This window comes from Cupriavidus gilardii, from assembly GCF_017598945.1.
Classification (GTDB): Bacteria; Pseudomonadota; Gammaproteobacteria; order Burkholderiales; family Burkholderiaceae; genus Cupriavidus; species Cupriavidus gilardii_E.
On sequence record NZ_JAGFTW010000030.1, the window covers coordinates 160,054 to 184,883 of the forward strand.

The window sequence follows — 24,830 nt, forward strand, 5'->3', positions numbered from 1 at the left end:
TCGGCCCGTATAAACGCAACACTGTTGCAAGAGGCGCAAAGCCCGCATTGTACGGAGGTCGGGGGCGGTTTTGCAATGGGCTTGGAGCAAGCCGCCTGTTCATCGCCCCGCTACTGTGCAATCCATCAGGCACCGGTCAAGCGGCGCGCCTCTTCCAAATACTTTTCGAGTATCGACAGCAGGGTTCTTGCCTGACTCGCCGAAATGGGAGGAAAGGGCGAGGTATAGCTCGTGCCGTTGCGCCGCATATGGGCATTGACCACAAAAGCAAATTCCGCGTTTGTCATTCCCAGATCCCCACAGACGCGCTGAATCGCCATATTGCGTCCGGCATCGCGAATCCGTACCTCATGGAATTCCAGCACTGCCTGGACCACCTGGAAAAACCCTTCGTAGGCGATGGAAAAGACCGGCATAGGCGCTTCGTCAGCATCCAGTTGCCGTCCGGCAGCCAAGTAAGCCTGTGCATTGCCTAGATAAGCTTCAAGCGCGCCCGGCGTTCGAGGTTGCTCGGTGAAGCAATGGAGACGAATCAGATTGTCATACTCATGTGGCCGGGACATCAGGTAGCACCCTCACGATCGAACCGGCGGCAATTCGTGCAACGACGGGGTCGTTGCTCACGAGATCCGCCCATTCGGCAGGAGAGTACGCATTCAGATGTACAGGGCGACCAAGTTCCGCCTCGACTTTCAGCATTGCGTCCATTAGCGCCATCATCGGCGCCGTTCCAATCACCATCACGTCGATATCGCTGCGATGGTTGTCCTCTTCGCGGGCGACCGATCCAAAGAGGAACGCTTCGCTGATTTCGGTCGCAAACGGACGCAATGCAGTCCGTATCGGCTCCAGCAGGCCAAACGACTTGGTGCAAATACTTTGCAATTCCGGGTACAGCGCGAAATCCGTATTCGCGCGGATCACGCGCTGTTTGCCCCGTCGTGGCTCCTCCGATAGCACTCCAGCGTCAAGGAGCCGCTGGATATGACGTTGACCGTTGCCACGCCCGCCGCCGGCATGCTCAATGAGCTCGCTCAGGGTGAACGTCCGCATCGGCTCGCCGTAGACACGAGCCAGTACACGCTGGACCCCCGGCGAGAACATGAAGTCGGCCAGTCCCATCTATATCCCCAATTTAGGTACGATCGTACCCATTATAGGGATGATCCCAACCAAGGTGTTCCGTCACTCCCAGGCGACGTCGCGATGCCGCTACGCCACCCCATGCTCCTTGAACCACGCCAGGCACTTCTGCCAGCCGTCCTTCGCATCGGCCTCGCGGTAGCTCGGTCGATAGTCGGCATGGAACGCGTGGCCGGACTCGGGGTAGATGATGAACTTCGACGCCTTGGCCGCCGGGTTGTTGGCCGCGGCCAGCGCCGCCTTCATCTTGTCGACGGCCTCCAGCGGAATGCCGGTGTCCTTGCCGCCGTACAGGCCCAGCACCGGGGCGTTGAGCTGCGCGGCGAGATCGATCGGATGGCGCGGCTGCAGCTGGGTGGTATCGCCGTTCAGGCGGCCATACCAGGCCACGCCGGCCTTCAGTTGCCTGCTGTGCGCGGCGTAGAGCCAGACGATGCGCCCGCCCCAGCAGAAGCCGGTGATGCCGACCTTGCCAAGGTTGCCGCCGTTGGCGCCGGCCCATGCGAGCGCCGCATCGAGGTCGCCGAGCACCTCGCTGTCCGGCGTCTTGGCGATGATCTCGCGCTGCAGTTCCTGGATCGTGCCGAAGCCGGTCGGATCGCCCTGGCGCGCGAACAGCTCGGGCGCGATCGCCAGATAGCCCTGCTTGGCGAAGCGCCGGCAGGTATCGGCGATGTATTCGTGCACGCCGAAAATCTCGCTGATCACCAGCACCACCGGCAGATCGCGCTTGCCCTGCGGCATCGCGCGGTAGATCGGCATCTTGAAGTCGCCGGACGGGATCGTGACTTCGCCGGCCGTCAGCCCGTCGAAATCGGTCTTGATCGCTTGCGCGGTGACCGGCAGCGCGGCGGCGGCGAAGGCCGAGCCGAGGGCGGTCTTGACGAAGCTGCGCCGGTCGAACGTCTGGCCGGGTACGAGGCTTTCCACTTCGGGCTTGAGCATGCGGTCTCTCCTGATGTTGGCGGACGGGCGGACGCTGCGCCAGCGGACGAGCCGGGGCATCAGGAAGGCGATTCTAAGCAAACATGGTGTTCAGCGCACGCTGCAGGGCGGCGGGCCGGCAAACACCCGCGCCCGGTGGCCACGCGCGTCGGCGCGCAGCCGTCGCTCAGTGCAGCTTCACGCGCGGATGGGTCTTGCTGCGCAGCCAGTGGGCGACCGTATCGAGCGCCATGCGTACCGCGCCATGCAACGCCATCACGTGCATCCGGTACAGCGAGGTGTACATCAGCCGGGCCATCAGCCCCTCGATAAACATCGAGCCGCCGATCAGCCCGCCCATCAGATTGCCGACCGCGGTGAAACGGCCAAGCGATACCAGCGAGCCGAGATCCTTGAACTGGAATTCCGGCAGCGGCCGGCCTTCCAGCCGCGCCCGCAGCGCGTCGTACAGGAAGCTGGCCTGCTGGTGCGCGGCCTGGGCGCGCGGCGGTACCGTGGTCTGCTTGGCCGGCCATGGGCAGCTGGCGCAATCGCCGAATGCGAAGATGTCCGGGTCCTCTTCGCTCTGCAGCGTCTGCTTGACGACGATCTGTCCCTGCCGGCTCAACGGCAGGCCCAGCGTCTTCAGGACCGGCGGTGCGGTGATGCCCGCCGCCCAGACCGTCAGATCGGCTGGAATCCGCTTGCCGCTGGCGGTCAGGACCGCGTCGGGCCCGATCTCGGTGACACGCTCGCCGACCAGCATGCGCACGTCGAGCTTGCGCAGCAGCTCGGCGGTTTCCTTCGACACACGCTCGGACAACGCGGGCAGGATGCGCGGACCGCCCTCGATCAGCGTGATATGGATGTCGCGGCGCTGGTCCAGCCGGTGCAGCCCATAGGCGTTCAGCACCTGCGCGGTATTGCGCAGTTCGGCCGACAGCTCGACGCCGGTCGCGCCGGCGCCGACGATCGCGACATCGACGTCGGGCCGGCCATCGCCATCGCTGTCGCCCCGCGCGAGCCCGTTCTGGGCCCGCACGCATGCCGAAATCAGCCGGCGGCGGAAGCGCTCGGCCTGCTCGACGGTATCGAGCGCGATCGCATGCTCGGCCGCGCCCGGCGTGCCGAAGAAATGCGTGACGGAGCCGATCGCCAGCACCAGGGTGTCATAGGGAATCTCGCGCGCGGGCAGCAGTTCGATGCCGTCCTGATCGACGCAGGCCGCGACCGAGATGGTCTTGCGCGTGCGATCCAGGCCTGTCAGCTCGCCCTGCTGGAACTCGAAATGGTGCCAGAGCGCCTGCGCGGCATATTCGAGCTGGTGCGTGTTCTGATCCATGCTGCCCGCAGCGACCTCGTGCAGCAACGGCTTCCAGATATGGGTGGGCGATCGGTCGACCAGCGTGACATGGGCGGCGCCGCGCTTGCCCAGCTTGTCGCCCAGACGCGTTACCAGTTCCAGCCCACCTGCTCCACCGCCGACTACGACAATCCGATGCGCGCTTGTTTGCATGTTCTACCCGTTCTGGATGGTCGGACCGCCGGCATGCCGGCGGGTACTGCCGCTTGCTTGTGCTTGCTTCTGCTTGCTTGTGCTTTTGCTTCCGTTTGCGTCAGTTTGCTGCAACGCAGCAAGGTTGGCAAGGCGCCGCATCGAGCCGATCACGGCGCTCAGCGGGCTCAGACGGTTCAGTGCGCTTCTTCCCAGTTCGCGCCCACGCCGGTCTCGGCGACCAGCGGCACCCGCAGCTCGGCCACGCCGCACATCAGTTCCGGCAGGCGCGTGCGCACCAGCTCCAGCTCGGCCGTCGGCACCTCCAGCACCAGTTCGTCGTGCACCTGCATGATCTGGCGCGTGCCCAGCGACTCGCGCTCGATCCAGTCCTGCACCGCGATCATCGACAGCTTGATCAGATCGGCCGCGGTGCCCTGCATCGGCGCGTTGATCGCGGCGCGCTCCGCGGCCTGGCGGCGCGGGCCGTTGCCGCCGTTGATGTCGGGCAGCCAGAGCCGGCGGCCGAACACGGTCTCGACATAGCCCTGTTCGCGCGCCGTCTGGCGCGTTTCTTCCATGTAGCGGGCCACGCCGGGATAGCGCATGAAATAGCGGTCGATATAGTGCTTGGCCGCTTCGCGCTCGATGCCGAGGTTGCTGGCCAGGCCGAACGCGCTCATGCCGTAGATCAGGCCGAAGTTGATGACCTTGGCATAGCGGCGCTGCTCGCTGCTGACCGCATCGGTCGCCACGCCGAAGATCTCGGCCGCGGTCGCGCGGTGGATATCGTCGCCGCGCGCAAAGGCGCCGAGCAGATTCTCGTCGCCCGAGATATGGGCCATGATGCGCAGCTCGATCTGCGAATAGTCGGCCGAGACGATCGCATGGCCGGGCGAGGCGATGAAGGCCTCGCGAATGCGCCGGCCCTCCTCGGTGCGCACCGGAATGTTCTGCAGGTTCGGCTCGGTCGACGCCAGCCGGCCGGTCACCGCGGTGGCCTGGCCGTAGCTGGTATGCACGCGGCCGGTGGCCGGATTGACCATGCGCGGCAGCTTGTCGGTGTACGTCGATTTGAGCTTGGACAGCGCGCGATAGTCGAGCAGCAGGCGTGGCAACGGATAGTCCTCGGCCAGCTTCTGCAGGACTTCTTCATCGGTCGACGGCGCGCCGCTGCTGGTCTTCTTGATGACCGGCAGCTGCATCCGTCCGAACAGGATCTCGCCGATCTGCTTGGGCGAGCCCAGATTGAAGGGCTGGCCGGCGGCCTCGTAGGCGCGCTGCTCCAGCTCCATCATCCGCTGACCCAGCTCCGCGCTCTGCGCGGCGAGGCGCTGCGCGTCGATCAGCACGCCGTTGCGTTCGATCTTCTGCAGCACCACCGACACCGGTATCTCGATGCGCTCGTAGACGTAGCGCAGGCCCTTCGCCGCCTCCAACTGCGGATACATCTTGCGATGCAGGCGCAGGGTCACGTCGGCGTCCTCGGCCGCGTATTCTGTGGCGCGCGCCAGATCGATCTGATCGAAGCACAGCTGGTTGACGCCCTTGCCGCAGACCTCTTCGTAGGTCAGCGTCTTCAGGTTCAGCAGCCGTTCGGCGAGGCTGTCCATGCCGTGATTGCGGTGCGAGGCCAGCACGTAGCTCTCGAGCATGGTGTCATGGCGGATGCCGCGCAGCGCGATGCCGTGGTTGGCGAACACATGCACGTCGTACTTCAGATGCTGGCCGACCTTGTAGCGAGCCGGATCCTCGAGCCACGCGCGCAGCCGCGCCAGCACGAAGTCGCGCGGCAGCTGGCCGCGGCCATCCATGCCGGCCACATCGGGGCCCTGATGCGCGACCGGAATATAGCAGGCGATGCCCGGCTCGACCGACAGCGAGATGCCCACCAGCTGCGCCTGCATCGGATCGATCGACGTGGTCTCGGTATCGATGCAGGTCAGCTCGGCGCGTTCGATGCGGCGCGCCCATTCCTCGAGCGCGGACTCGGTGACCACCGTCTCGTAGCGGATCTCGGCCGGGGGCGCTTCGGCCGGCGTGTCGTCGCCCGCTGCCGCGCCGGGGCCATCGAACAGGCTGCCCTGGCCCGCACCGTTGCGCGAGGCCGCGGCGGCAGCCTGCGCGCGCGCGTCGGGGAGCTTCTCGCCGGTCAGCTCGCGCAGCCAGGTCTTGAAGCCGTAGCGCGAGAAGAAGGCGACCAGCTTTTCCTTGTCCTCGCCGACGTCGCGCAGCGAATGAAAATCGGGGATCGGGTCGGACAGATCGCAGTCGATCTTCACCGTGACGAGCTCGCGCGCACGCGGCAGCCATTCGAGCGTGTTGCGCAGGTTCTCGCCGACCACGCCCTTGATCTTGTCCGCGTTGGCGATGATGCCGTCGAGCGAACCGTATTCGGTCAGCCATTTGACCGCGGTCTTGGGACCGACCTTGGGCACGCCCGGCACGTTGTCGACCGCATCGCCGATCAGCGACAGATAGTCGACGATGCGCTCGGGCGGCACGCCGAACTTGGCGATCACGCCCGGCGGATCGAGGACTTCGCCGCTCATCGTATTGACCAGCGTGACGCTGTCGTTCACCAGCTGGGCCAGATCCTTGTCGCCGGTCGACACCACGGTGCGGATGCCCTCGGCGGTGGCCTGGCAGGCGAGCGAGCCGATCACGTCGTCGGCCTCGACCCCATCGACCACGACGATCGGCCAGCCCAGCGCGCGCACCGCTTCGTGGATCGGCTCGATCTGCCGCGCGAGATCGTCGGGCATCGGCGGACGATGTTCCTTGTATGCGGGGTACAGCGCATCGCGGAAGGTCTTGCCCTTGGCGTCGAACACGCAGGCGCTATACTCTGCCGGGTAATCGTTGCGCAGCTTGCGCAGCATGTTGATCATGCCGTAGATGGCCCCCGTGGGCAGGCCTTCGCCGTTGCGCAGATCCGGCAGCGCGTGATACGCGCGGTACAGATAGCTCGACCCATCGACGAGCAGCAGTGTTTTAGGACTATCCGACATTCCCATGGACTCGAAATTGACTGGTGCCGCGGCAAGCGGTGAACCCACCGCCCCCGACCACGCCAATGGCGTGGCCGGCAGCCGCAGCAACCCCGTGACCGCGGCGGTCCGTGCCAACGAAGGCAAGATCACCACGGCTGCGGATATGGATGTGAACGTCACCGTCGGCCCGGCCGACGATGGCCCGGGCGATACCGCCTCGCCCGCCGATGCGCCGGCGTCCGCCAAGGCGGCGCGGGCCAACCCGCGCAAGATGATTCCCAGCCTGCGTGCGCTGGCCGACGAAGATCGCGCGACCGCAAAGAAGGCGCGCGCCTCGTGGCAAATGTTCACGATTATGGCAGAGTTCATCGAGGCGACCGAGTACCTGTCCGAGGTCCGGCCGGCCGTGTCGATCTACGGCAGCGCGCGCCTGCGCGAGGATTCGCCGTACTACCAGCAGACCATCGACATCGCGCGGCTGTTCTCCGACGCGGGCTTCGCCGTGATCTCCGGCGGCGGCCCCGGCATCATGGAAGCGGCCAACAAGGGCGCGCATGCGGGCAAGTCCGCCAGCGTCGGCCTCAATATCGAACTGCCGCACGAACAGCAGGGCAATCCGTATCAGGACATCGCCATGCGCTTCCGCCATTTCTTCACGCGCAAGGTGACCTTCGTCAAGAACTCGGACGCCTTCATCGTGATGCCGGGCGGCTTCGGCACGCTCGACGAACTGGCCGAGGTGCTGACGCTGGTGCAGACCGGCAAGTCGCGCGCGGTGCCGGTGGTGATGGTGGGCAGCCGCTTCTGGAAGGGCCTGCTCGACTGGTTCCGCTTCACGCTGCTGCCGATGGGCCTGATCGCCGAACACGATCTGGATCTGATGCAGATCGTCGACGAGCCGCACGAGGTACTCGAAGCCGTCTACGACTACTACGAGCGCCGCGGCGGCGATACGCCGATCCCGCCGAAGGAAGAGATGTTCTATCTGTGAGGCGGCGGCCGGCGGGGCCGGCCCGGAGTGCCCGAACCGCCTCGCCGCGGGCCCGCGGGCGGCAGGAATTGCTAGAATGCAAGCCTGATGCCCGAGTCGCGCCCCGGCCCTGCCGGCGCGCGGCGCCCATTCGGATGCGCCGGCACGCCGCGCGCATCGCACAGGAGCCCGAGATGACCTCCCATTCCCTTCCGGCCGCCAGCGCGGACGAGCCGGAGCCCCTGCCCGGGGTGGCGCGACGCGGCCTGACGCTGGCCGCGACGGTGCTCGCGCTGATGGCCGCGCCGGCGGCGCTGGCCCAGCAGGCGGCCCAGCAGGCCGCGGACGACAACGGCGCGCTGTCCCAGCAGGAACTGAACGAGATCAACAACAAGCCCATCGCCCCGGCGCAGCGCACGCAGTTGAACCACCCGCGCGAGCCGAGCTTCCAGCTGAACGAGGCCGACGGCACGCAGGTGCGCGAGTACCGCGATCGCCGCGGCCAGCAGGTCGATATCGAAGTGAAGTCCGGCGCCGGCACGCAGTACCAGATGAGCCGTCCCGAGGACAGCTCGCCGCGCATCCGCGAACGCGAAGTCAATCGCGTGCCTTCGGTGCGCGTGCTGCAGTTCTGAGCCTGCCGCGGACGGGGCCGCCCCGCCCGCGCGCGCCATCCGACGTTTCACCGCTCCCGGCCGGGGGTTCGCTCCCGGGCCGCGCCGGACGCCGCTGCCCGCGGCGCCACGGCATGCCGCGGGCCCATGTCCGCCGGCGCCATCCGGCTTTACATCCGGTTCCAACCAGACAAGACAGTATGGCTGTATTCACCACGGTCTCGCACGACGAGATCGCGCATTGGCTGCTCGACTACGACCTCGGTACGCTGCGCGCGCTGCGCGGCATTCCGTCGGGCATCGAGAACAGCAATTTCTTCGTGACGATGGAGCAGGACGGCCAGACGCGCGACTACGTGCTGACCATTTTCGAGCGCCTGCGCTTCGACCAGTTGCCGTACTACCTGCATCTGATGGCGCATCTGGCCGAACGCGGCATTCGCGTGCCCGCGCCGATGCCCGGCAAGGACGGCGAGATCCTGCGCACGCTCAAGGGCAAGCCCGCCACCATCGTCACGCGGCTGCCGGGCAGCTCGCAGCTGTCGCCGAACGCCCAGCAGTGCGCCGAGGTCGGCGACATGCTGGCGCGCATGCATCTGGCCGGCCGCGGCTATCCGCGCCAGCAGCCGAACCTGCGCAGCCTGGCGTGGTGGCGCGAGACCGAAGGCGAGATCCTGCCGTTCCTCGACGACCGCCAGCGCGCGCTGCTGCAGGACGAGCTCGCGTTCCAGAGCGCGTTCTTCGGCGGCGCCGCCTATGCCGCGCTGCCGGGCGGTCCCTGCCATTGCGACCTGTTCCGCGACAACGTGCTGTTCGAGGACGCCGGCAACGGCCAGTCGCGGCTGGGCGGCTTCTTCGACTTCTACTTTGCCGGCGACGACAAGTGGCTGTTCGATCTGGCCGTGACCGTCAACGACTGGTGCATCGACCTGGCCAGCGGCGAGCTGGACGCGCCGCGCGCGACGGCCTTGCTGCGGGCTTATCATGCGGTCAGACCCCTGGACGCGGTCGAGGCCGGGCACTGGCAGCACATGCTGCGCGCCGGCGCGCTGCGCTTCTGGGTCTCGCGGCTGTGGGACTACCATCTGCCGCGCGAGGCCGACATGCTCGAGCCGCACGACCCGACCCACTTCGAACGCATCCTGCGCCGGCGCATCGCCGCCACCGCGCTCCCCTGGACCTGATGGGCGCCACACCGATGGCAGCCCTTGATCGCCGCACCTGATTCGGACCCGATTCGTCATGCAACTACTGGAAGTCCCCGCCAAGGAAGGCTACGTCTGGTTCCGCCAGGGTCTGTGGCTGTTCCGCAAGAACCCGCTGACCTTCCTGATGCTGCTGTTCATCTACCTGATCGCCGCGCAGATCGCGATCTTCATTCCGCTGATCGGCATCATCGCGCTGCTGGTGCTGACGCCGGGGCTGTCGGTCGGCATCATGACCGCCTGCCGCGAGGTGATCCAGAACCGCAGGGTGATGCCGACCGTGCTGCTGGCGGGCTTTCGCAGCAACGGCAAGCAGGCCGCTCGCCATCTGCTGATCCTGGGCGGCATCTATGCGGGGCTGGTGTTCGTGCTCAGCCTGATCGCCGGCACGCTGGTCGACATGCGCGCGCTGCTGCCGGTGCTGCTCAAGGAGGAGCCGCCGACGGAAGAGGCGATCCGCCAGCTGTATTTCGCGCTGCTGGTCGGCGCGGCGCTGTACACGCCGATCGCGATGATGTTCTGGTTCGCGCCGCTGCTGGCCGCCTGGCACAACGTGCCGCCGGTCAAGGCGCTGTTCTTCAGCTGGACCGCCTGCTGGCGCAATCGTGGGGCGTTCTTCACCTATGCGATGCTGTTCGCGCTGCTGCTGGTGGCGGTGCCGTTCTTCCTCGAGGCGATCTTCAGCGCGTTCGGCGCCGAGGGTGTGCTGTCCTTCCTGGTGACGCCGTATTCGCTGCTGATGCTGGCGATCCTGTACTGCTCGTTCTACGCGACCTATCGCGGGTGCTTCAATATTGCGCCGCCGGAGGGGGAGACGCAGGCGGCCGCGTGACACCACCCCCTCTCCCCCTGAGGGGGAGAGGGAGAACACAGAGCGCAATACGCTGCCGCTGGTTTTCTCCCCTCTCCCGCTTGCGGGAGAGGGGCCGGGGGAGAGGGCAAGCAGCGCTCGCCCACCGCTCCACCTCAATCGATCGCGTCCAGCTTGGCCACCGACAGCGCCAGCCACTTGGCGCCGTGGCGCTTGAACTCGATATTGGCGCGCGCGTCGGCGCCCTCGCCTTCCAGCGCCTTGATCACGCCCTCGCCGAACTTGTTGTGGAAGACCTGCTGGCCGATGCGCCAGCCGGACTCGGCCTGCCGCTTCTGGTCGGCATAGCCGTTGCCGGTATCCATGCCGCCGGTCGAACGGCTGCCGGTATAGGGCACGTCCTCGGCGCGCTTGTACCAGTCGCGGCCCCACGCGCTTTCCGATGACTGGCGCCGCTGCGCGCCGTAGCTCTGCGCCGGCGGCGTCAGCCACTTCAGCGCGCCCTCGGGCAGCTCGTCGAAGAAGCGCGAGCGGATGTGGTAGCGCACCTGACCATGCAGCACGCGGCTCTGCGCGAACGACAGGTACAGCCGCTCGCGCGCCCGCGTGATCGCCACATACATCAGCCGGCGCTCTTCCTCGAGCCCGTCGGCGTCGAGCATGCTGTTCTCGTGCGGGAACAGCCCTTCCTCCAGCCCGGTGATGAACACCACATTGAATTCGAGGCCCTTGGCCGCGTGCACGGTCATCATCTGCACCGCGTCCTGGCCGGCCTGCGCCTGGTTGTCGCCGGCTTCCAGCGAGGCGTGGGTCAGGAACGCGACCAGCGGCGTCATCACCTCGGGCAGCGCTTCCGGGTCCAGCACCTGCTGTTCCTGGTCGCCCTCGGCCAGCGCCGGCAGCGGCCGATCGAGGCTCTGCCGCCGGCTGACCGGGATCGCGTTGGCCGGCGCATCGAGCCCGTAGCCCTCCTCGACCACGAAGGCCTGCGCCGCGGTCACCAGTTCGCGCAAGTTCTCGATGCGGTCCTGGCCTTCCTTCTCCGCCTGGTAATGCGTGATCAGCCCACTGGTATTGATCACGTATTCGACGGTCTCAGGCAGCGTCATCTGCCGGGTCTCGAAGCGCATCTGGTCGATCAGCCGGACGAACGACGCCAGCTTGCCGCCGGCCGCGCCGGCGACATAGGCCACCGCCTCCGACAGCGCGCAGTTGTACTGCCGCGCCGCGTCCTGCAGCGACTCGATCGAACGTGCGCCGATGCCGCGCGTCGGGAAGTTGACCACGCGGGCAAAGGCGGCGTCGTTGCGCGGGTTCTCCAGCAGCTGCAGATAGGCCAGCGCGTGCTTGACCTCGGCGCGCTCGAAGAAGCGCAGGCCGCCATAGACGCGGTACGGAATGCCCGACGAGAACAGCGCGTGCTCGATCACCCGCGACTGCGCGTTGCTGCGATACAGGATCGCGATCTCCGCGCGGCTGGTGCCCTGCGCGATCTGGTCGCGGATCTCCTCGACCAGCCAGCTCGCCTCCTGCCCGTCGGTGCCGGCCTGGAACACCCGCACCGGCTCGCCGTGGCCCGCATCGGTGCGCAGGTTCTTGCCGAGCCGGCGCGCATTGTGGGCGATCAGGTGGTTGGCCGAGTCCAGGATATGGCCGTGCGAGCGGTAGTTCTGCTCCAGCTTGATCAGATGGCGCACGCGGAATTCGTGCTCGAAGTCGCGCATGTTGCCGACATTGGCGCCGCGGAACGCATAGATGCTCTGGTCGTCGTCGCCCACCGCAAACACCGCGGCCGCGTTGCCGGTACCGAAGCCAGCCAGCAGCTTCAGCCACTGGTATTGCAGCACGTTGGTGTCCTGGAACTCGTCGACCAGCACATGACGGAAGCGGTGCTGATAGTGCTGGCGGATCGCGTCGTTGTAGCGCAGCAGCTCGTAGCAGCGCAGCAGCAGCTCGGCGAAATCGACCACGCCCTCGCGCTGGCACTGCTCGTCGTAGGCGGCATACAGATCGACGAAGCGGCGGTTGAAGTCGTCGTTGGCCTCGACATCGGCCGCGCGCAGGCCCTGCTCCTTGGCGCTGTTGATGAAGTACTGCAGGTTCTTGGCCGGGTATTTCTCGTCGTCGACGCTCAAAGACTTCAGCAGGCGCTTGAGCGCCGACAGCTGGTCCTGGCTGTCGAGGATCGAGAAGGTCTGCGGCAGGCCGGCATCGCGGAAATGCGCGCGCAGCATGCGGTTGCACAGCCCGTGGAAGGTGCCGATCCACATGCCGCGGGTGTTGATCGGCAGCATCGACGAGAGCCGCGTCTGCATCTCCTTGGCGGCCTTGTTGGTGAAGGTCACCGCCAGGATGCCCGCCGGCGACACGCGTCCGTTCTGGATCAGCCACGCGATGCGCGTGGTCAGCACGCGCGTCTTGCCGCTGCCCGCGCCCGCCAGGATCAGCGCCGGTTCGTCCGGCAGCGTGACGGCGGCAAGTTGTTCGGCGTTCAGATTGGCAAGCAGATCGGACATCGGGAGGGGCCTTGAGGAATCGGGCCATTATAACGGCGCGCCCCTCTCCGGCCCCTGCGGCACCCGCCCTATGGCGCCGACGCGTCGTCGAGCCGCTGCGGCTCGAAGCACGGCGCCAGGCAGGCCTTCAGCAGACGCCGGGCCTCGCCGTGGATCCGCTCGCGCACCGCCTCGTCCTCGACTTCGGCCAGGTCCATCAGCGCGGTCAGCACCTCGATGGCGCAGCGCGCGGTCAGGCGGGCGTCTTCCTCGGCCACCTGCTGGTGCTGCATCAGCCAGCGCGCGAGCAGCTCGGCGACCTCGCGGCTGGTGGCATCGTGGATGCGGCGCAGCTCCGGCGAGGACTGCATCGCCCGGCGCAGCGCGATGCTGCCCGGCTGGCGGCTGCGCGCGGTGCGGACCTGGTCGAACACCGCATCGACCACCGCGCGCCAGTCCGCCACCGCCCCGGCCGACGGCAGCACCGCCAGCGAATCGGCCGCGCGCTGGCGCATCTGGTGCTCGAACAGCGCGTTGATGACCGACAGCTTGTTGGGAAAGTACTTGTACAACGTGGCGATATTGATCCCCGCGCGGCTGGCGATCAGATTGGTGGTGATCCGCTCGACCCCGACCTCGTCCAGCAGCGACGCGGTGGTGTCGAGAATGCGTTCGAAGGTGACCCGGCCGCGCGCCCGCACCGGAGCCCGGCGCAAGCGCAGCAGCAGCGGCGCCAGGCTGTGGCCGGCGGCGCCTCCCTGATTCTGTTCGTTATCGTTCTGGTTCATGTCCATGACCCGGCCGTCGGCCGACAGCTGCGCCGGGCCCGCCCGTGCCCCGGCAACCCGCCCGGACCGCCATGCGGCGTCCCCTGCCCGAGCCCCCAACGCAGACGATAGGCCCGGCGGCGCGCCGCGACCGTGCTCTAGCGAACGCATCGGCGGCAACGAAGGGGCGATACTGCGGTTCGTCCTGCGGTGGATGTGAAGCGGCGCGCGGCGGGCAGGCGCGCCCCGCATGGGCATTTTGGGCGTCACCGAGCGGGCTCCCCTATAATTTAGGGCTTGTCTCCCTTTTGGCCGCGCCCGCCAGGCGCGCACCAGACCGCGAGAGCCGCACCGGCTCGCCCGGCCTTCACGCATCGATCGACATCCCAAGCATGACCGCCCAAGACCAGTCCCTAGCCAAGAGCTTCGAACCCGCCGCCATCGAGGCCAAATGGGGCCCCGAGTGGGAAAAACGGGGAATCGCCAAGCCGACCCTCGACCCGGACCGGCCCGATTTCGCCATCCAGCTGCCGCCGCCCAACGTCACCGGCACGCTGCACATGGGACACGCGTTCAACCAGACCATCATGGACGGCCTGGCGCGGCATGCGCGCATGCGCGGCGCCAATACGCTGTGGGTCCCGGGTACCGACCACGCCGGCATTGCCACGCAGATCGTGGTGGAGCGCCAGCTCGACGCGCAGGGCGTCTCGCGCCACGACCTCGGCCGTGAGGCCTTCGTCGAGAAGGTGTGGGCATGGAAAGAGGAATCGGGTTCGACCATCACGCGGCAGGTCCGGCGCATGGGCGCATCGATCGACTGGAGCCGCGAATATTTCACGATGGACCCGAAGATGTCCGCCGTGGTCACCGAGGTGTTCGTGCGCCTGCATGAGCAGGGGCTGATCTACCGCGGCAAGCGGCTGGTCAACTGGGACCCGGTGCTGGGCACCGCCGTCTCCGATCTGGAAGTCGACAGCGTCGAGGAAGAAGGCTCGCTCTGGCATATCCGCTATCCGCTGGTCGAGCCGGATACGCGCACAGGGCTGACCCATCTGACGGTGGCCACCACCCGTCCGGAAACCATGCTGGGCGACGTCGCGCTGATGGTCCATCCCGAGGACGAACGCTACGCGCATCTGATCGGCAAGATGGCGAAGCTGCCGCTAACCGATCGCGAGATCCCGGTGATCGCCGACGACTACGTCGATCGCGAATTCGGCACCGGCGTGGTCAAGGTCACGCCCGGCCACGACTTCAACGACTATGCGGTGGGCCAGCGCCACAACCTGCCGCAGATCTCGGTGCTGACGCTGGACGCGAAGATCGCCGACAACGCGCCGGCGCAGTACGTCGGCCTGGACCGCTTCGAGGCGCGCCGCCGCATCGTCGCCGACCTCGATGGCCAAGGGCTGCTGGCCGAGATCAGGAAGCACAAGCTGATGACGCCCAAAAGCGAGCGCACCGGCAGCGTGATCGAGCCGATGCTGACCGACCAGTGGTTCGTCGCGATGAGCAAGCCCGCGCCGGAAGGCACCTTCCATCCGGGCCGCTCGATCGCCGAGGTCGCGCTCGATGCCGTGCAGAGCGGCGAAATCCGCCTGATCCCGGAGAACTGGGTCAGCACCTACAACCAGTGGCTGGCCAATATCCAGGACTGGTGCATCTCGCGCCAGCTGTGGTGGGGCCATCAGATTCCGGCGTGGTACGACGAGGCCGGCAACTGCTATGTCGCGCGCACCGAAGAGGAAGCGCGCGCGCAGGCGCAGGCCGCCGGCTTCGACGGGCCGCTGCGCCGCGACGAGGACGTGCTCGACACCTGGTTCTCGTCGGCGCTGGTGCCGTTCTCCTCGCTGGGCTGGCCCGAAAAGACGCCCGAACTCGAACACTTCCTGCCGTCGTCGGTGCTGGTCACCGGCTACGACATCATCTTCTTCTGGGTCGCGCGCATGGTCATGATGACCAAGCACTTCACCGGCCAGGTCCCGTTCAAGGACGTGTACGTGCACGGCCTGGTGCGCGACTCCGAAGGCAAGAAGATGAGCAAGTCCGAGGGCAACACGCTGGATCCGGTCGATCTGATCGACGGCATCGCGCTGCCCGAACTGCTGAAGAAGCGCACCACCGGCCTGCGCCGGCCCAAGGATGCGCCGAAGATCGAGGCCAAGACCAAGAAGGAATTCCCGGACGGCATCCCGGCCTTCGGCGCCGACGCACTGCGCTTTACCTTCGCCTCGCTCGCCACGCTCGGGCGCAACATCAACTTCGACACCGGCCGCTGCGAGGGCTACCGCAACTTCTGCAACAAGCTGTGGAACGCGACCCGCTTCGTGCTGATGAACACCGAAGGGCACGACTGCGGCATGGGGCCGTGCAACCAGGACTGCGGCCCGGACGGCTATCTGGACTTCTCGCAGGCCGACCGCTGGATCGTGTCGCTGCTGCAGCGGGTCGAGGCCGAGGTCGACAAGGGCTTCGCCGAATACCGCTTCGACAATATCGCCAACGCGATCTACAAGTTCGTCTGGGACGAGTACTGCGACTGGTATCTGGAGCTGGCCAAGGTGCAGATCCAGAACGGCACGCCGGCGCAGCAGCGCGCCACGCGCCGCACGCTGCTGCGCGTGCTCGAAACCGTGCTGCGGCTCGCGCATCCGATCATCCCGTTCATCACCGAAGAGCTGTGGCAAAAGGTCGGGCCGCTGGCCGGCCGCGGCAAGGGCGACGGCAGCGAATCGATCGCGCTGCAGCCCTACCCGCTCGCCGCTGCGGCCAAGATCGACGAAACGGCCGAGGCGTGGGTCGCGCAGCTCAAGGCGATGGTCGATGCCTGCCGCAACCTGCGCGGCGAAATGAATATCTCGCCGGCGCAGCGGATCCCGCTGTACGCGCACGGCGACAGCGCGTTCCTGCACGCGGCGAAGCACTATATCCAGGCGCTGGCGAAACTTTCCGAGGTTCGCGTCTTCGAAGACGAGCAGACCCTGATGGCCGAAGGCGCCGGTGCGCCGATCGCCATCGTCGGCGGCAGTCACCTGCTGCTGAAGATCGAAATCGATGTCGCCGCCGAACGCGTTCGCCTCGGCAAGGAGATCCAGCGCATCGGCGGCGAGATCGCCAAGGCGCGCGGCAAGCTGGCCAACGAGAGTTTCGTCGCCAAGGCGCCGGCGGCGGTGGTCGAACAGGAAAACCAGCGGCTGGCCGACTTCGAGCAGACGCTGGCCAAGCTGCAGGACCAGTTGCAACGGCTGCCGGCATGACGTCGACACCGCCGCGTCGGCGTTCGGTGTCGGCATCCGTGCCGGCAGCGCGGTCCAGGGCATGCGCCTTGCTTTAACGCAAGGCTGACGACATCAAAACTGAGAAGGAGCCTCTTTTATGGAAACCCGCGTCACCAAGGCCGTATTCCCGGTAGCCGGGCTCGGCACCCGTTTCCTGCCCGCTACCAAGGCGAGCCCGAAGGAAATGCTGCCCGTGGTGGACAAGCCGCTGATCCAGTATGCGGTCGAAGAGGCGATGGCTGCCGGCATCACGGAGATGATCTTCGTGACCGGCCGCTCCAAGCGAGCGATCGAAGACCATTTCGACAAGGCCTACGAGCTCGAGGTCGAGCTGGAGGCGAAGAACAAGCAGGCGCTGCTCGAGGTGGTCCGCTCGATCAAGCCGTCGCATGTGGAATGCTTCTACGTGCGCCAGCCCGAGGCGCTCGGCCTGGGCCACGCCGTGCTGTGCGCCGAGAAGCTGGTCGGCGACACCCCGTTCGCCGTGATGCTGGCGGACGACCTGCTCGACGGCGAGCCGCCGGTGATGAAGCAGATGGTCGACCTGTACAACCATTACAACTGCTCCATCCTCGGTGTGGAAGAAATTGCACCCGAGCAGAGTAAATCTTACGGCGTGGTCGATGGCCGCGAGTGGGACGAAGGCGTGATCAAGGTCGCCGGCCTCGTCGAAAAGCCGGATCCGGAAGTGGCCCCGTCCAATCTCGGCGTGGTCGGCCGCTACATCCTGACCCCGCGCATCTTCGAACATATTCGCAATCTGAAGCCCGGCGCCGGCGGCGAATTCCAGCTGACCGACGCCATCCAGTCGCTGCTCGGCCAGGAACAGGTGCTGGCCTACCGCTACCAGGGCGTGCGCTACGACTGCGGCAGCAAGCTCGGCTATCTGAAGGCGATGGTCGAGTTCGCGCTGAAGCATCCCGAGGTCCGCGACGAGTTCGGCAGCTATCTGCGCGAGCGGATCTGAGGCGGGCGCGGAGCAGCGTCGTCCCGGCCGCCACGGCGGTCACGGGACGCGCCGGGCGACAGTGGATGCGACCGCCCGCGCCAATGACTGCTATGGTGAAGCGCCGACCATTCCACTATCATGGCTGCGGTATCCGAGCCGCACTTGCCGTGGGAGCCCTTCGTGAACCGCCTCGACCATGACACCGAAGCCGCCGTCCGGCGCTTCCTGCGCCTGATTTCTCGCCGTTACCCGACCGCGGGCGCCATCGTCTACGGCAGCCGCGCCCGTGGCACGCACCGTCCCGACAGCGATGCCGATGTGGCGGTCCTTCTCGCCGGCGAGCATCAGCGATTTCTCCCGACCAAGCTGGCGATGGCTGATGTCGCCTTCGATGTCCTGCTCGAGACCGGCGTCAATATTTCGCCGTTACCCGTCTGGCTGGATGAGTGGGAGCATCCCGAGGCGTACGACAATCCTGCTCTGCTCCGAAACATTGCCGCGGAGGGTGTCCGCCTGTGAACGGAAAATTGACGCCGTCAGCATTGATGGCGAAGGCGGACCGCGCGCGTGCATCGGCCCGTGCTCTGTTGGATCTTGGCGATGTGGACGGTGCGTGCAACCGGGCCTACTACGCCATGTTCGACGCAGCGAAAGCCGCGTTGCTCGCCTCCGGCGCAGCGGTAAGGGCGGACATCGGCAAGACGCATAGCGGTCTGATCAAGGCATTCGGAGACCATCTCATCAAGCAGGGCCCGATACCGAAGGAGATGGGGCGCCTTCTCAAGCGTGCGGAAGAAGTTCGATTGGTAGCCGATTACAAGAACGACTCTGTCGAACTCGTCGACGCCGAGGAAATCGTTCGGCAGGCCGAAGTCTTCGTCGCTGCGATGCGGGCGGCGTTTCCGTCGACCGACGACGACGACGGCTAAGTATTTCTACGGCAACAGGTCTGCGCTGCAACCAAAAAACAAAGCCGCCCTCGGGCGGCTTTGTCGTCTGCGGCGCGGACCGTTGAACGGCTTACCGGCGCTTCATATAGAACACGAACACCTTGTCGACCTCCTGGTGCGACAGCAGCTCGTTGCCAGTCTGCTTGGCGAAGGCCTGGAAGTCGCGCGTGGCGCCCGGGTCGGTGGCCAGTACCTTCAGCACTTCTCCGCTCGCCATATCGGCCAGCGCCTTCTTGGTCCGCAAAATCGGCAGCGGGCAGTTCAGTCCCCGCGCGTCCACTTCCTTCTGGAACTCCATGGTCTCTTCCTTGCTTCCTTGGTATGGGCGATGTCGGCAAGCCTTGCATCAGGCTTCATGGCCGGTATTGTAGCGTCGCGCCGGCGCCCTCCCCCTGCGCGGCCTGGCGCGGATCGGGGATGTCCTCGCCGCTCTGGCGGTCGAAGAAGCGCACCGGATAGCCGCGCGCGGCCAGCCAGTCGGCCACCGCGAAGCCGGTGCCGGCATTCCAGATCCGCATCTTCTCCGGCGCCACCAGCTTGTAGTCGGCCAGCTCTTCCGACAGCGCGATGGTGCCGGTCGCGCGCACGTGATAAGCGATGATCAGCTCATTCTTGCGCATGAACTCGTAGACGCCGATCAGCGACACCGACTGCGCATCCAGATTGGTCTCTTCCTTCAGCTCGCGCGCGACGCCCGCTTCCGGCGTTTCGTCGCGCTCCAGAAAGCCGGTGACCAGCGCATACATCGACGGCGGCCACGCGGCATTGCGCGCCAGCAGCAGCTTGCCTTCGTACTCGACCACCGCGGCCAGCACCGGCAGCGGGTTGTCCCACTGGACGAAGTGGCAGTCGTCCTGCACGCAGGCCATGCGTTCGCGCCCGGACATGGGCAGCGCCATCAGCGGCGTGCCGCAGTGGGGACAATAGCGATAGGAGGGCATGGCTCGATTTCCTGTTCGATGGCGCCAGGCGCCGGAGTCGGACGGCGATCCGCGCGGATCGCACGGCAATCACGCGGCAATCACGCGGCGCAAACCTCGCGCATGTCGGCCGCCAGCGCCTCGACGGTCTCGGGCTGCAGATCCCACGCGCACATGAAACGGCAGCCGCCGGCGCCGATGAAGGTATAGAAGCGCCAGCCGCGCGCGCGCAGCGCCTCGATCGCCGGCAGCGGCAGTTCGGCGAACACGGCGTTGGCCTGGGTCGGGAACATGATGCGCACGCCCGGAATGCTGGCGATGCGATCGTGCAGCAGCTGCGCCATCGCGTTGGCATGGCGGGCGTTGGACAGCCACACGTCGTTCTCCAGCAGCCCCAGCCACGGCGCCGAGATGAAACGCATCTTCGAGGCGAGTTGCCCGGCCTGCTTGACGCGATAGGCGAAGTCCTCGGCCAGCTTGCGATCGAAGAACACCACCGCCTCGCCGACCGGCAGGCCGTTCTTGGTGCCGCCGAAACACAGCACGTCGACGCCCGCGCGCCAGGTGATCTCGGACGGATGCACGCCCAGCGACGCGACCGCGTTCGCAAAGCGCGCGCCGTCCATATGCACCCGCAGCTGCCGCCGCTTGGCGATCGCCGAGATCGCGCGGACCTCCTCGACCGTGTAGACGGTGCCGACCTCGGTGGACTGCGTCAGCGACACCACCTTGGGCTTCGGATAGTGGATGTCGTTGCGGCGCGTGACCAGCGCCTCGATCGCGTCCGGCGTCAGCTTGCCGTTCGCGCCCGGCGCGGTCAGCAGCTTCGAGCCGTTGGAGAAGAACTCCGGCCCGCCGCATTCGTCGGTCTCGATATGGGCCAGCTCGTGACAGATCACGGAGTGATACGACTGGCACAGCGCCGACAGCGCCAGCGAGTTGGCCGCCGTGCCGTTGAACACAAAGAACACTTCGCAATCGGTCTGGAACAGGTCGCGGATGCGATCGCAGACCTTCTGCGTCCACGAGTCGTCGCCGTAGGCCTGCTCGTGGCCGCTGCCGTTGGCTTCGAGGAAGTACTTCAGCGATTCCGGGCAGAAGCCGGCGTAGTTGTCCGAGGCGAAATGCTGCATGACGGTTCCGTACAGAGGCGCCAGGCGCCGGTTCATCGATGCCCCCTGATGGCGGGGCTTGCGCGGGGGCTTACTTCTTGTCGGCCCACAGCTCGCCGCCGGTGGCCCAGTTCTCGCGCTTGACATCGGTGATGATGATGTCGACCGCGCCGGCCGAGCAGCCGAGCGTTTCGCAGGTGACACGGGTCACTTCCTCGACGAACTTGCGCTTCTGTTCGACGGTGCGGCCCTCGAACATCTCTACGTGGAAAGTCGGCATGGATGGCTCCTGTTGTTATGGATGATTGGTGCAAGGACGGAGGCGGGCGGTGCGCCTCAGTCCCGATACGAAGGATCGATTTTATCGAGTTTGCGCAGCAGCGACGGCCATTCCAGCGCGCCCTCGACGGCGCCGCCGTCGTCGAGCTGCGCCGAGGTCCGCGTCGCCACCTCGACCGCGGGCAGCACCACGCGGTTCGCGGTCAGCGCGCCGAGCTGAATTTCGCAGGCCTTGATCAGCGTGGCCATCAGCACATAGGCCTCGGCGACGGTGCGGCCGACCGTCAGCGTGCCGTGGTTGCGCAGCAGCATGGCGGGATGGCTGCCCAGCGAGGCGGTCAGCCGCGCGCCCTCGGCGGGCGTGAAGGCCAGCCCCTCGTAATCGTGATAGGCGAGCCGGCCGTAGAAGCGCATCGCATGCTGCGACAACGGCAGCAGCCCGTCGGCCTGGGCCGATACCGCGACGCCGGCGGTATTGTGCAGGTGCATCACGCAGACCGCGTCCGGACGCGCCGCGTGCACGGCCGCGTGCAGCGCGAACCCGGTCACGTTGACCGGATGCGGGCTGTCGCCGACCACTTCGCCGCGGCCGTTGATCTTGACCAGATCCGACGCGCGGATCTCGTCGAAGGCATGGCCGAAGGGATTGATCAGGAAGTGATCGGGCTCGTCCGGGACCGTCGCCGAGATATGCGTGTAGATCAGGTCGTCCCAGCCGGCCAGCGCGCACAGCCGGTACGCCGCGGCGAGATCGATGCGGGTGCGGCGCTCGGCCTCGGAGGCCGCCGCAGATACGTTGGCGGAAGCGCCGGTGGCGCGGGCGGGTTGCAGGGCGAAGGACATCGATGGCTCCTTGCGCGTTCGGCGATGCCGGCCCGCAAGCCGGCCGCCGATCGCGGCGAAGGCGATACTGTAGCCCAAGCGCGAAGGGCCGTGGACCGTCGGCCCCGGCTCAGGCGTGCGGCGCCGCCGCGGACGGCAGCGGCGCGACCCGACGCAGCCACAGGTAGATCAGCGCCCCGATCAGCAGCGCCACCGCGGCGCCGACCAGCGACGCGGCAAACCCGCCGGTGCGGGCCACCAGCGCGGTGGCGAACGGCGGCCCGACGATCTGTCCGAGCCCGTAGGCCGCGGTCATCAGGCCGATCAGCCGCGGCGCCTGATCGCCGGCAAGCCGGCGCGCCTCGTGCATGGCGAACAGCACCAGCGCCGTGAACGGCAGCCCGGCCAGCAGGCTGCTCAGCGCGAAGCCGGCCAGCGTCGGCCACACCGCCGCGATCGCCACGCCCGCCGCCTGCATGCCATAGGCCAGCGCCAGCAGCACGCGGTTGTCGTGCCGCACGCCGATGCGCACCGCCGTCAGGGCGCCGAGCGCCACGGCGGCGCCGAACAGCGGCCAGAACAGGTCCGCCCACAGCGAGCCCGGCATCGCCTGGCGCGCGATCACGGGCAGGAAGGTCGCCGTGATGATGTAGCCGAAGCCGGCCAGCCCGTAGGCCACCGTCAGCGCCCAGGCTTCGCCGGAGATCGCGGCCCGCCGGGCCGACGCGGCGCTCGTGGACGTTGCGGCCGTCCGATGCACCGCATCGGGCTCAAAGATGCGCCACACCGCCGCGACCAGCAGCAGCGCCAGCACGCCGAACGCGATCCAGCCCCAGGCCGCGCTCCAGTGCATGCCGACCATGCCGAAGGCCGATACCCCGGTGGCGACGATACCGATGCCCGGTCCGCAGAAGATCAGGCCGCCCAGCGCGGGCTTGCCGGCCTCGGCCAGCTGCTGCATGCACCAGGCCGTCGTGTAGACCAGTACGAAGGCGCTGGCGACGCCTGCGGCCGCGCGCCACAGCGACCAGGCCAGCATGCCCAGCGGCAGCGCCATCGCCAGCGTCAGCGCGACGGTGGCCGCCAGCCCCCAGCGCACCATCCGCGCGGCATCGGGCCGAATCAGCAGGCAGGCCAGCGCGCCGACGAAATAGCCGATGTAGTTCCAGGTCGCGATCCACCCGCCCTGATGCAGCGTCACGCTGCCGTCGTGCAGCATCATCGGCAGCAGGGGCGTGAAGGCGAAGCGGCCGATGCCCATGGCGACCGCCAGCGACACCAGGCCGCCGAGCGCGACCGCCCAGGCGCCCGGACGGTGGGCTTTGCTGCCGGCGAGCGTGCCGTGGACCAGCTCGGGATTGCGGGAGGGCGAGACTGACACGATGCGGATTCTCCGTTCTGGCGCGTCGGCAATCCCGCTATCGTACCCGCCACCGGCAAAGCGCGATGGCGGGGCCGCCAAGACCACGCCACCGTCCCGGGCAAGCGGTGTCGTGTCGCCTACACTGGAAGCAGCGCCGCCAGGCGCCCGCCGCGCACCGCGGTTCGGCCGGCCAGGACGACATCGGCGGCCCTCCACTTCACGAGCGCAGATCCATGAACGCACAGGCAAGGTTCGCGCGCCGGCTCGCCGCCGTGCTGCTGCTGATTGCCGGCATCACCCTGGCGCTGGCCCAGCCTGGCGGCACGGCCAACCCCGCGCGTGCGCAGCCGAGCGCGGCGGCGCCGGTCTATCTGATTCCGCTCAAGGGCGCCGTCGGCCCGGCCAGCGCGAGCTTCCTGCGGCGCGGCTTCGAGCAGGCGCGCCAGGCCGGGGCCCAGCTGATCGTGCTGGAGATGGACACGCCCGGTGGCCTGGACCCGTCGATGCGGCAGATCATCCAGGACATCCTCGCCAGTCCGGTGCCGGTGCTCAGCTACGTCTATCCGGGCGGCGCGCGCGCGGCCAGCGCCGGCACCTACATCCTTTACGCGAGCCACCTGGCCGCGATGGCGCCGGGCACCAATCTGGGCGCGGCCAGCCCCGTGCGGCTCGGCATCGGCGGGCCGGAGCGCGAAGACCGGGGTCAGCGCGGGGAGCGTCCGGTGCGTGCCGTGCCGGCGTCGGAAGGTGCGGCCAGCGCGGCCAGCGCGCCCGGCGGTGCCGCCTCGGACAGGAAGGACGACTCGCTGAGCACGCTCGAGCGCAAGCAGCTGCACGATGCCGCTGCCTATATCCGCGGCCTGGCGCAGCTGCGCGGGCGCAATGCCGAATGGGCCGAGCGCGCGGTGCGCGAGGCGGTCAGCCTGTCGGCCGACGAGGCCGCGGCGCAGCGCGTGGTCGACCTGATCGCGCCCGACGTGCCGGCGCTGCTGCGTGCAGTCGACGGGCGCGCGGTGGTCGCCGCCGGCGCATCGCGCACGCTGCGTACCGCGCAGGCCAGCGTGGTCGAGCTCGAGCCCGACTGGCGCTATCGGCTGCTGGCGGTGCTGACCGAACCGAGCGTCGCGCTGATCCTGATGATGATCGGCATCTACGGCCTGATCTTCGAATTCTCGACGCCCGGCATGGTGCTGCCGGGCGTCGCCGGTGCGATCTGCCTGCTGCTGGCGCTGTTCGCGCTGCAGATGCTGCCGATCAATTACGCCGGCCTGGCGCTGATCGCGCTGGGCATCGGCTGCATGGTGGCCGAAGCCTTCCTGCCGAGCTTCGGCGCACTCGGGCTGGGTGGCATCGTCGCCTTCGCGCTCGGCGCGGTGATGCTGATCGACACCGATATCCCGGGCTTCGGCGTGCCGCTGTGGCTAATCGGCACGCTATCGCTGGCGGCGGCCGCGCTGAGCTTCGGCGTGTCTACGGCCGCCGTGCGTGCGCGCCGGCAGCCCGCGGTGATCGCCGACACCCGCGTGGTCGGCAATGCCGGCCGCATCATCGACGAAGGCTGGGCCGAGGTGCAGGGCGAACGCTGGCGCGTGCGCAGCGCAGCGCCGCTGCAGACCGGGCAGGCGGTGCGCGTGACCGGCCGCCTGGGACTGGTGCTCGACGTCGAGCCCGCCGACACGGCCGCCGACGCCGCAAACCCCGCCCCTGCCCCCGCACCCCTGTCTCTTATACCCCTCT

22 protein-coding genes are annotated in these 24,830 nt (G+C 67.5%); 9 read left to right on the top strand and 13 right to left on the bottom strand.

Going from position 1 to position 24,830, the window contains the following annotated elements:
* Positions 1–125 precede the first annotated feature (125 nt).
* From J5T34_RS11095 to polA, 5 genes are all read right to left on the bottom strand, one after another.
* Positions 126–563: a hypothetical protein gene (locus J5T34_RS11095; RefSeq protein ID WP_208579781.1), complete on the bottom strand. Its 438-nt coding sequence runs from the start codon at positions 561–563 to the stop codon at positions 126–128.
* Positions 547–1,122 carry a nucleotidyltransferase domain-containing protein gene (locus tag J5T34_RS11100; protein ID WP_208579782.1) on the bottom strand — a complete coding sequence of 192 codons (576 nt, stop codon included), beginning with the start codon at positions 1,120–1,122 and terminating at the stop codon, positions 547–549. Before J5T34_RS11100 ends, J5T34_RS11095 begins: the two co-directional genes overlap by 17 nt.
* A 90-nt stretch (positions 1,123–1,212) precedes the next feature.
* A complete protein-coding gene (locus J5T34_RS11105; RefSeq protein ID WP_208579783.1) occupies positions 1,213–2,088 on the bottom strand; it encodes a dienelactone hydrolase family protein in 876 nt (291 codons plus the stop codon).
* 166 nt (positions 2,089–2,254) lie between these two features.
* Positions 2,255–3,583 (bottom strand): NAD(P)/FAD-dependent oxidoreductase, encoded by a 1,329-nt coding sequence (locus J5T34_RS11110; RefSeq protein WP_208579784.1) that lies wholly within the window; start codon positions 3,581–3,583, stop codon positions 2,255–2,257.
* Positions 3,584–3,759: 176 nt separating this feature from the next.
* Positions 3,760–6,573, bottom strand: coding sequence for a DNA polymerase I (gene polA, locus J5T34_RS11115; protein ID WP_208579785.1), 2,814 nt, complete (start codon positions 6,571–6,573; stop codon positions 3,760–3,762).
* A gap of 4 nt (positions 6,574–6,577) precedes the next feature.
* On the opposite strand from polA, the gene J5T34_RS11120 reads away from it, so the two are divergent.
* The 4 genes from J5T34_RS11120 (at position 6,578) to J5T34_RS11135 (ending at position 10,176) form a co-directional block, all read left to right on the top strand.
* The gene (locus tag J5T34_RS11120; protein WP_208579786.1) at positions 6,578–7,546 is read left to right on the top strand and encodes a TIGR00730 family Rossman fold protein; all 969 of its coding nucleotides are present in this window, start codon (positions 6,578–6,580) and stop codon (positions 7,544–7,546) included.
* 173 nt (positions 7,547–7,719) lie between these two features.
* The gene (locus J5T34_RS11125; protein ID WP_244258826.1) at positions 7,720–8,160 is read left to right on the top strand and encodes a hypothetical protein; all 441 of its coding nucleotides are present in this window, start codon (positions 7,720–7,722) and stop codon (positions 8,158–8,160) included.
* A gap of 179 nt (positions 8,161–8,339) precedes the next feature.
* Positions 8,340–9,323 carry a homoserine kinase gene (locus J5T34_RS11130; protein ID WP_208579788.1) on the top strand — a complete coding sequence of 328 codons (984 nt, stop codon included), beginning with the start codon at positions 8,340–8,342 and terminating at the stop codon, positions 9,321–9,323.
* A 58-nt stretch (positions 9,324–9,381) separates the two neighbouring features.
* Positions 9,382–10,176 carry a BPSS1780 family membrane protein gene (locus tag J5T34_RS11135; RefSeq protein ID WP_208579789.1) on the top strand — a complete coding sequence of 265 codons (795 nt, stop codon included), beginning with the start codon at positions 9,382–9,384 and terminating at the stop codon, positions 10,174–10,176.
* 134 nt (positions 10,177–10,310) lie between these two features.
* On the opposite strand, the gene J5T34_RS11140 is transcribed toward J5T34_RS11135, so the two are convergent.
* Both J5T34_RS11140 and J5T34_RS11145 read right to left on the bottom strand, forming a co-directional pair.
* Positions 10,311–12,671 (bottom strand): UvrD-helicase domain-containing protein, encoded by a 2,361-nt coding sequence (locus J5T34_RS11140; RefSeq protein ID WP_208579790.1) that lies wholly within the window; start codon positions 12,669–12,671, stop codon positions 10,311–10,313.
* Between the two features lie 68 nt (positions 12,672–12,739).
* Positions 12,740–13,438, bottom strand: coding sequence for a TetR/AcrR family transcriptional regulator (locus J5T34_RS11145; protein ID WP_208579791.1), 699 nt, complete (start codon positions 13,436–13,438; stop codon positions 12,740–12,742).
* Positions 13,439–13,809: 371 nt separating this feature from the next.
* Between J5T34_RS11145 and J5T34_RS11150 the strand changes: the two genes are divergently transcribed.
* The 4 genes from J5T34_RS11150 to J5T34_RS11165 all read left to right on the top strand — a co-directional run bounded on the left by J5T34_RS11150 (position 13,810) and on the right by J5T34_RS11165 (position 18,576).
* A complete protein-coding gene (locus tag J5T34_RS11150) occupies positions 13,810–16,677 on the top strand; it encodes a valine--tRNA ligase (protein WP_208579792.1) in 2,868 nt (955 codons plus the stop codon).
* A gap of 118 nt (positions 16,678–16,795) precedes the next feature.
* On the top strand, positions 16,796–17,665 hold the full coding sequence (gene galU, locus J5T34_RS11155) for a UTP--glucose-1-phosphate uridylyltransferase GalU (protein ID WP_174107604.1): 870 nt from the start codon (positions 16,796–16,798) through the stop codon (positions 17,663–17,665).
* A 162-nt stretch (positions 17,666–17,827) separates the two neighbouring features.
* The gene (locus J5T34_RS11160) at positions 17,828–18,166 is read left to right on the top strand and encodes a nucleotidyltransferase domain-containing protein (RefSeq protein WP_208579793.1); all 339 of its coding nucleotides are present in this window, start codon (positions 17,828–17,830) and stop codon (positions 18,164–18,166) included.
* Positions 18,163–18,576 (top strand): HEPN domain-containing protein, encoded by a 414-nt coding sequence (locus tag J5T34_RS11165; RefSeq protein ID WP_347880646.1) that lies wholly within the window; start codon positions 18,163–18,165, stop codon positions 18,574–18,576. Before J5T34_RS11160 ends, J5T34_RS11165 begins: the two co-directional genes overlap by 4 nt.
* A 91-nt stretch (positions 18,577–18,667) precedes the next feature.
* On the opposite strand, the gene J5T34_RS11170 is transcribed toward J5T34_RS11165, so the two are convergent.
* The 6 genes from J5T34_RS11170 to J5T34_RS11195 all read right to left on the bottom strand — a co-directional run bounded on the left by J5T34_RS11170 (position 18,668) and on the right by J5T34_RS11195 (position 23,081).
* Complete coding sequence (locus tag J5T34_RS11170; protein WP_006578930.1) at positions 18,668–18,895, bottom strand: sulfurtransferase TusA family protein; 228 nt, start codon at positions 18,893–18,895, stop codon at positions 18,668–18,670.
* A gap of 55 nt (positions 18,896–18,950) precedes the next feature.
* Positions 18,951–19,538 (bottom strand): NUDIX hydrolase, encoded by a 588-nt coding sequence (locus tag J5T34_RS11175; protein ID WP_208579794.1) that lies wholly within the window; start codon positions 19,536–19,538, stop codon positions 18,951–18,953.
* An 80-nt stretch (positions 19,539–19,618) separates the two neighbouring features.
* Complete coding sequence (locus J5T34_RS11180; RefSeq protein WP_174107608.1) at positions 19,619–20,650, bottom strand: threonine aldolase family protein; 1,032 nt, start codon at positions 20,648–20,650, stop codon at positions 19,619–19,621.
* A 70-nt stretch (positions 20,651–20,720) separates the two neighbouring features.
* A complete protein-coding gene (locus J5T34_RS11185) occupies positions 20,721–20,909 on the bottom strand; it encodes a 4-oxalocrotonate tautomerase (RefSeq protein WP_006578927.1) in 189 nt (62 codons plus the stop codon).
* A 56-nt stretch (positions 20,910–20,965) separates the two neighbouring features.
* Complete coding sequence (locus J5T34_RS11190) at positions 20,966–21,751, bottom strand: class II aldolase/adducin family protein (protein ID WP_208579795.1); 786 nt, start codon at positions 21,749–21,751, stop codon at positions 20,966–20,968.
* A gap of 109 nt (positions 21,752–21,860) precedes the next feature.
* Positions 21,861–23,081: a YbfB/YjiJ family MFS transporter gene (locus J5T34_RS11195; RefSeq protein ID WP_244258841.1), complete on the bottom strand. Its 1,221-nt coding sequence runs from the start codon at positions 23,079–23,081 to the stop codon at positions 21,861–21,863.
* 245 nt (positions 23,082–23,326) lie between these two features.
* Here J5T34_RS11195 and J5T34_RS11200 point away from each other — a divergent pair.
* Positions 23,327–24,830, top strand: a 1,504-nt coding sequence (locus tag J5T34_RS11200; RefSeq protein WP_208579796.1) for an NfeD family protein, incomplete at its 3' end; no start/stop codon positions are given.